Consider the following 6,313-nt stretch of genomic DNA (forward strand, 5'->3'; position numbering starts at 1 on the left):
GTAACACTATGGACAAGAAAGCAGCTCGTCTCCGTCGTGCTACTCGTGCTCGGAAAAAGATGCAGGAACTGGGAGCTACCCGTCTGGTTGTTCACCGTACCCCGCGTCATATCTATGCGCAGGTTATTGCAGCCAACGGTTCCGAAGTTCTGGCCTCTGCTTCCACAGTAGAGAAAGCCATCAGTGAAGCTCTGAAATACACCGGTAACGCAGATGCTGCTACCGCTGTAGGTAAGGCTATCGCTGAGCGTGCTATTGCCAAAGGCGTTCAGAACGTATCTTTCGATCGTTCCGGTTTCAAGTATCACGGTCGTGTAGCCGCTCTGGCTGCCGCTGCTCGTGACGCTGGTCTTCAGTTCTAAGCTAGGAGTCGAAGATGGCTAAAGTCGAATCTCAAGCCGGCGAACTGCAAGAAAAGCTCATTGCAGTAAACCGTGTTTCGAAAACTGTTAAAGGTGGTCGTATCATGTCCTTCACCGCGTTGACCGTGGTGGGTGATGGTAACGGCCGTGTAGGTTACGGTTACGGTAAGGCCCGTGAAGTTCCGGCCGCCATTCAAAAGGCGATGGAACAGGCTAAGCGTAACCTGAACAAGGTTGAGCTGAACAACGGCACCCTGCACCACCCGGTGCGTGGCGTTCACTCTGGTTCCACCGTGTTCATGAAGCCGGCCTCCCAAGGTACTGGTATCATTGCAGGCGGCGCCATGCGTGCCGTACTGGAAGTTGCTGGTATCCACAACGTGCTGGCCAAGACCTACGGTTCCACCAACCCAATCAACGTTGTTCGCGCAACTGTCGACGCTCTGGTTCACGGTCAATCACCGGAACAGATCGCGGCCAAGCGTGGTCTGCGCGTTGAAGAAATTCTGGGGTAATGCGACATGGCTAACACTGTAAAAGTAACTCAAACTCGCAGCTCTATCGGCCGTCTGCCAAAGCACAAGGCGACTCTGCGTGGTCTGGGTCTGCGTCGCATTGGTCACACCGTTGAGCTGGAAGATACTCCCTGCGTACGCGGCATGATCAACCAGGTTTATTACATGGTTAAGGTGGAGGGCTAAGCATGCGTCTGAATACTCTGTCTCCGGCCGCTGGCTCCAAGCGCGTCAAGCACCGTCCGGGCCGTGGTATCGGTTCTGGTCTGGGCAAGACCGGTGGTCGTGGTGTTAAAGGTCAAACCTCTCGTTCCGGTGGCGGCAAGGTCCGCAACGGTTTCGAAGGCGGCCAGATGCCTTTGAAAATCCGTCTGCCGAAGTTCGGTTTCTTCTCTCGCAAATCTTTGGTTTCTGCCGAAGTGCGCCTGAACGAAATCGCCCTGGTAGAAGGTGATGTGGTCGACGTGAGCACTCTGAAGCAAGCCGGTGTTATTACCAAAAACATCGTGTTCGCTAAAGTTGTTCTGTCTGGCAACATTGACCGTGCTGTGACCGTTCGTGGTCTGTCCGTCACCAAAGGTGCACGTGCAGCCATCGAGGCCGCTGGCGGTAAAATCGAGGAATAATCAGTACAATGGCTAAGAAACCAGGATTGGATGTTAAAGCACAAGGTGGTCTGAGCGAACTGAAGAGCCGTCTGCTCTTCGTTCTCGGGGCAATTATCGTGTTCCGTGCAGGCTCTTATGTGCCGATCCCTGGTATTGACGCCGCCGTACTGGCCGAGTTGTTCCAACAACAGAAGGGCACCATCATTGAGATGTTCAACATGTTCAGTGGTGGTGCACTCTCGCGTGCTTCTATTCTTGCACTGGGGATCATGCCGTACATTTCGGCGTCGATCATTATCCAGTTGCTGACTGTGGTTCACCCTGCTCTTGCTGAACTCAAGAAAGAAGGTGAATCCGGCCGTCGCAAGATTAGCCAATATACCCGTTGGGGCACGCTGGTTTTGGGAACGTTCCAGGCCATTGGTATTGCAACCGGTCTGCCGAATATGATGCAAGGACTCGTGACTCATCCGGGTTTGGGCTTCTATTTCACAGCCGTTGTGAGTCTGGTCACCGGTACCATGTTCTTGATGTGGTTGGGTGAACAGATTACCGAGCGTGGGATTGGTAATGGTATCTCGTTGATTATCTTCACAGGTATCGTCGCCGGTCTGCCTCATGCCATTGGCGCTACGGCCGAACAGGCACGTCAAGGGGAATTGCACATCCTGCTGTTGTTGTTGCTGGGCTTGATTGTTTTCGCTGTGACTTACTTTGTGGTGTTCGTGGAGCGTGGTCAGCGTCGTATCGTCGTTAACTATGCCAAGCGTCAACAAGGCCGCCAGGTATTCGCTGCGCAAAGCACACACCTGCCGTTGAAAGTGAATATGGCCGGTGTGATTCCTGCGATTTTCGCATCCAGCATCATCCTCTTCCCGGGTACCATTACCTCCTGGTTTGGTCAGGGCGAGGGCAAGATCGCTGACATTCTGCAACAGGTCTCTATGGTCCTGCAGCCGGGTCAGCCCTTGTACGAGATGCTCTATGCAGCAGCCATTATCTTCTTCTGCTTCTTCTATACCGCGCTGGTGTTCAACCCCCGCGAGACAGCAGATAACCTGAAGAAGAGTGGAGCCTTTATCCCGGGGATCCGCCCGGGCGAGCAGACAGCACGTTACATCGATAAGGTTATGACTCGCCTGACATTGGCAGGTGCGCTCTATATTACCTTTATCTGTCTGGTACCCCAGTTCCTGATGACTGCCTGGAACGTACAGTTCTACTTCGGTGGCACCTCGCTGCTGATTATCGTGGTAGTTATCATGGACTTCATGGCTCAGGTTCAGACCCATATGATGTCTCATCAATATGGCGACGTCCTGAGGAAGGCCAACCTGAAGGGCTACGGCCGCTAAAGGTCGGCGTAGTTACGGAGTTAAGCAATGAAAGTTCGTGCTTCCGTTAAGGCAATCTGCCGTAACTGCAAAATCATCAAGCGTCACGGTGTGGTGCGTGTGATTTGCAGCGAGCCAAAGCATAAACAGCGCCAAGGCTAATTTTTTACGGTTAGTACTTGCAACAAATAGTTGTGCTGGCTAATATAGCCAGCCAACTTTTGTTGTGTATTGGTTGACCGCCACGTATCCGCTCACGGGCTTTGTGGTGGTCGTTATCTACTATATGTAGGAGTGAATAGTGGCCCGTATCGCTGGCATTAACATTCCTGACCATAAACATGCAGTCATTGCGTTGACTGCTATTTATGGCGTCGGTCGTACCCGCTCCAAGGCCATCTGTGCCGCAGCCGGTATCGCTGAGAATGTGAAAATTAAAGACCTGGACGAAGCTCAGATCGAGAGTCTGCGTGAACAAGTAGGTAAATTCACCGTCGAAGGTGACCTGCGTCGTCAGATTTCCATGAACATCAAGCGATTGATGGATCTGGGTTGCTACCGTGGTTTGCGTCACCGTCGTAGCCTGCCTGTTCGTGGTCAACGTACCAAGACCAACGCTCGTACCCGTAAGGGTCCGCGCAAGGCTATCAAGAAGTAACGGGAAGGTAGAAAATGGCTAAAACTCCGACTCGTGCTCGCAAGCGCGTTAAAAAGCAAGTGAGCGACGGTATTGCGCACGTTCATGCATCTTTCAACAACACAATCGTGACCATTACTGACCGTCAGGGCAATGCTCTGTCTTGGGCTACCTCTGGTGGTTCCGGTTTCCGTGGTTCCCGTAAGTCCACTCCGTTTGCTGCCCAGGTAGCTGCTGAGCGTGCTGGTGAGATCGCCAAAGAATACGGCGTGAAGAACCTGGAAGTCATGGTCAAAGGTCCGGGTCCCGGTCGTGAGTCTTCCATCCGCGCTCTGAACGCGGCTGGTTTCCGCATCACTAACATTACTGATGTGACTCCGATCCCGCACAACGGTTGTCGTCCTCCCAAGAAGCGCCGCGTGTAACGCTGTAGCTACTTGGTCTAGGATTGTTGGAGAAAGAAGATGGCAAGATATATCGGTCCTAAGCTTAAGCTTAGCCGTCGTGAGGGCACCGACCTCTTCCTGAAGTCTGGTGTTCGTGCGATTGATTCTAAGTGCAAGATTGACACCGTTCCTGGTCAACACGGTGCGCGTAAAGCGCGTCTGTCCGACTACGGTGTGCAACTGCGCGAGAAACAAAAAGTACGTCGTATCTACGGCGTATTGGAAAAACAGTTCCGCAACTACTACCGCGACGCTGCCCGTCAAAAGGGTAACACCGGTGAAAACCTGTTGCAGCTGCTGGAAGGTCGTCTGGACAACGTCGTCTACCGCATGGGCTTCGGCGCCACTCGTGCTGAATCTCGTCAGCTGGTGAGCCACAAAGCCATCATGGTAAACGGCCGCGTTGTGAATGTTCCTTCTTTCCAGGTATCCCCTGAGGACGTGATCTGCGTTCGCGAGAAGGCTAAGAAGCAAGCGCGTATCAAAGCTTCCCTGGAAGTTGCTGGTCAGCGCGAGAAGCCGACTTGGGTAGAGGTTGACGCTGCTAAGATGGAAGGTGCCTTCAAGCGCCTGCCGGAGCGTTCCGACCTGTCTGCCGACATTAACGAACAGCTGATCGTCGAGCTTTACTCCAAGTAAAGCTAGCTTCTAAAGAGAGGACACAATGCTGGGTTCTGTAACAGATTTTCTTAAACCGCGGCTAGTTGACATCGAGCAAGTTAGCCCGACTCACGCGAAAGTGACTCTCGAGCCGCTTGAGCGTGGCTTTGGCCACACGCTGGGCAATGCCCTGCGTCGTATTTTGCTGTCATCTATGCCCGGTTGTGCGGTTACTGAAGTCGAGATCGACGGAGTACTGCACGAGTACAGCAGCAAAGAAGGTGTACAGGAAGACATTCTTGAAATCCTGCTCAACCTGAAAGGTATCGCTGTGAAGCTGGAAGGCAAGGACGAGGTAACTCTGTCCCTGACCAAGTCTGGAACAGGCCCCGTTACCGCTGGTGATATCACTCACGGTGATGAAGTCGAGATCGTAAACCCGGAGCACGTAATCTGCCACCTGACTGGTGCAAATGCTGAGATCAGCATGCGCCTGAAAGTTCAGCGCGGTCGTGGTTATGTGCCTGCTTCTGCTCGTGTTCACAACGATGATGAAGAGCGTCCCATCGGTCGCCTGCTGCTGGACTCCGCGTTCAGCCCCATCGTTCGCATCGCCTACAATGTCGAGGCGGCACGTGTGGAACAGCGCACCGACTTGGACAAGCTTGTTATCGACATGGAGACCAATGGTACTCTGGATCCGGAAGAAGCCATCCGTCGTTCCGCCACTATTCTGGCAGAGCAACTGGAAGCCTTCGTGGATCTGCGCGATGTCAGCGTGCCCGAGAAGAAAGAAGAGAAACCCGAGTTTGATCCGATTCTGCTGCGTCCTGTCGATGATTTGGAGCTGACAGTTCGTTCAGCGAACTGTCTGAAGGCAGAAGCTATCCACTATATTGGTGATCTGGTACAGCGTACCGAAGTTGAGTTGCTTAAGACTCCTAACCTCGGTAAGAAGTCCCTGACTGAGATCAAGGACGTGTTGGCCTCCCGTGGTCTGTCTCTTGGCATGCGCCTTGAGAACTGGCCGCCCGCCAGCATCGCTGACGAGTAATCCAGATTACGGGTTTCACAGATTTAGTTAGAAGGATAAGGTCATGCGCCATCGTTTGAGTGGTCGTCAACTGAACCGGAACAGCAGCCATCGTCAGGCTATGTTCCGCAACATGGCCAGCTCCCTGGTTCGTCATGAGATCATCAAGACGACTCTGCCTAAGGCAAAAGAGCTGCGTCGTGTAGTTGAACCGCTGATCACCCTTGCCAAGACTGATAGCGTTGCTAATCGTCGCCTGGCATTTGCCCGTACTCGCGATAACGCGATCGTGGCTAAGCTGTTCAATGAACTGGGCCCGCGCTACCTGGAGCGCGCCGGCGGTTATACTCGCATTCTGAAATGCGGTTTCCGCGCTGGCGACAACGCTCCTATGGCTTACATTGAGCTGGTAGACCGCCCGGCCGCTGCTGAAGCAGCTGCTGAGTGATAAAAGAAAAAGCCGGGCTTGTCCCGGCTTTTCTTTTAGTGGATTTTGATACTGCCTCTACTGCCTCTACTGCCTCTACTGCCTCTACTGCCTCTACTGCCTCTACTGCCTCTACTGCCTCTACTGCCTCTACTGCCTCTACTGCCTCTACTGCCTCTACTGCCTCTACTGCCTCTACTGCCTCTACTGCCTCTACTGCCTCTACTGCCTCTACTGCCTCTACTGCCTCTACTGCCTGTATGGAGATGGTATTCACCTGACAGTTGCCCACAAAAGGGAGTGGTCATACGGCTTCAAACCGGATAACAAAACGGTACCCCTACCGTGTTA

11 protein-coding genes are annotated in these 6,313 nt (G+C 53.2%); all 11 read left to right on the forward strand.

The genetic code is table 11. From position 1 onward, the window contains the following. Positions 1–8 precede the first annotated feature (8 nt). Positions 9–362 (forward strand): 50S ribosomal protein L18, encoded by a 354-nt coding sequence (rplR, locus tag AB5Y80_RS10125; protein ID WP_010672566.1) that lies wholly within the window; start codon positions 9–11, stop codon positions 360–362. A 14-nt stretch (positions 363–376) separates the two neighbouring features. Next, entirely contained in the window at positions 377–877 is a 501-nt protein-coding gene (gene rpsE / locus AB5Y80_RS10130; RefSeq protein ID WP_005340605.1) for a 30S ribosomal protein S5, read from the forward strand. Positions 878–883: 6 nt separating this feature from the next. Further along, complete coding sequence (gene rpmD, locus AB5Y80_RS10135) at positions 884–1,063, forward strand: 50S ribosomal protein L30 (protein ID WP_005307985.1); 180 nt, start codon at positions 884–886, stop codon at positions 1,061–1,063. Between the two features lie 2 nt (positions 1,064–1,065). Further along, positions 1,066–1,503 (forward strand): 50S ribosomal protein L15, encoded by a 438-nt coding sequence (rplO, locus tag AB5Y80_RS10140; RefSeq protein ID WP_005307987.1) that lies wholly within the window; start codon positions 1,066–1,068, stop codon positions 1,501–1,503. Between the two features lie 8 nt (positions 1,504–1,511). Beyond that, positions 1,512–2,840 carry a preprotein translocase subunit SecY gene (gene secY, locus AB5Y80_RS10145; protein ID WP_010672567.1) on the forward strand — a complete coding sequence of 443 codons (1,329 nt, stop codon included), beginning with the start codon at positions 1,512–1,514 and terminating at the stop codon, positions 2,838–2,840. A 27-nt stretch (positions 2,841–2,867) separates the two neighbouring features. Further along, positions 2,868–2,981, forward strand: coding sequence for a 50S ribosomal protein L36 (rpmJ, locus tag AB5Y80_RS10150; protein WP_005319705.1), 114 nt, complete (start codon positions 2,868–2,870; stop codon positions 2,979–2,981). A gap of 139 nt (positions 2,982–3,120) precedes the next feature. Next, positions 3,121–3,477 (forward strand): 30S ribosomal protein S13, encoded by a 357-nt coding sequence (gene rpsM / locus AB5Y80_RS10155; RefSeq protein ID WP_005307991.1) that lies wholly within the window; start codon positions 3,121–3,123, stop codon positions 3,475–3,477. 14 nt (positions 3,478–3,491) lie between these two features. Next, positions 3,492–3,881, forward strand: coding sequence for a 30S ribosomal protein S11 (rpsK, locus tag AB5Y80_RS10160; protein ID WP_005319702.1), 390 nt, complete (start codon positions 3,492–3,494; stop codon positions 3,879–3,881). A gap of 39 nt (positions 3,882–3,920) precedes the next feature. Continuing rightward, entirely contained in the window at positions 3,921–4,541 is a 621-nt protein-coding gene (gene rpsD, locus AB5Y80_RS10165; protein ID WP_010672568.1) for a 30S ribosomal protein S4, read from the forward strand. 25 nt (positions 4,542–4,566) lie between these two features. Further along, positions 4,567–5,556 (forward strand): DNA-directed RNA polymerase subunit alpha, encoded by a 990-nt coding sequence (gene rpoA / locus AB5Y80_RS10170; RefSeq protein WP_005307997.1) that lies wholly within the window; start codon positions 4,567–4,569, stop codon positions 5,554–5,556. Between the two features lie 43 nt (positions 5,557–5,599). Then, the gene (rplQ, locus tag AB5Y80_RS10175) at positions 5,600–5,983 is read left to right on the forward strand and encodes a 50S ribosomal protein L17 (protein WP_005307999.1); all 384 of its coding nucleotides are present in this window, start codon (positions 5,600–5,602) and stop codon (positions 5,981–5,983) included. Positions 5,984–6,313 lie beyond the last annotated feature (330 nt).

It is taken from the genome of Aeromonas sp. R2-1, from assembly GCF_040908425.1.
GTDB classification, from domain to species: Bacteria; Pseudomonadota; Gammaproteobacteria; order Enterobacterales; family Aeromonadaceae; genus Aeromonas; species Aeromonas caviae.

What these genes read in the sequence shown, in the direction of transcription:
- rpsE (WP_005340605.1), top strand. Translation starts at nt 377, where the DNA reads ATGGCTAAAGTCGAATCTCAAGCCGGCGAACTGCAAGAAAAGCTCATT.
- rplR (WP_010672566.1), top strand. Translation starts at nt 9, where the DNA reads ATGGACAAGAAAGCAGCTCGTCTCCGTCGTGCTACTCGTGCTCGGAAA.
- rpmJ (WP_005319705.1), top strand. Translation starts at nt 2,868, where the DNA reads ATGAAAGTTCGTGCTTCCGTTAAGGCAATCTGCCGTAACTGCAAAATC.
- rpsD (WP_010672568.1), top strand. Translation starts at nt 3,921, where the DNA reads ATGGCAAGATATATCGGTCCTAAGCTTAAGCTTAGCCGTCGTGAGGGC.
- rpmD (WP_005307985.1), top strand. Translation starts at nt 884, where the DNA reads ATGGCTAACACTGTAAAAGTAACTCAAACTCGCAGCTCTATCGGCCGT.
- rplQ (WP_005307999.1), top strand. Translation starts at nt 5,600, where the DNA reads ATGCGCCATCGTTTGAGTGGTCGTCAACTGAACCGGAACAGCAGCCAT.
- rpoA (WP_005307997.1), top strand. Translation starts at nt 4,567, where the DNA reads ATGCTGGGTTCTGTAACAGATTTTCTTAAACCGCGGCTAGTTGACATC.
- secY (WP_010672567.1), top strand. Translation starts at nt 1,512, where the DNA reads ATGGCTAAGAAACCAGGATTGGATGTTAAAGCACAAGGTGGTCTGAGC.
- rpsK (WP_005319702.1), top strand. Translation starts at nt 3,492, where the DNA reads ATGGCTAAAACTCCGACTCGTGCTCGCAAGCGCGTTAAAAAGCAAGTG.
- rplO (WP_005307987.1), top strand. Translation starts at nt 1,066, where the DNA reads ATGCGTCTGAATACTCTGTCTCCGGCCGCTGGCTCCAAGCGCGTCAAG.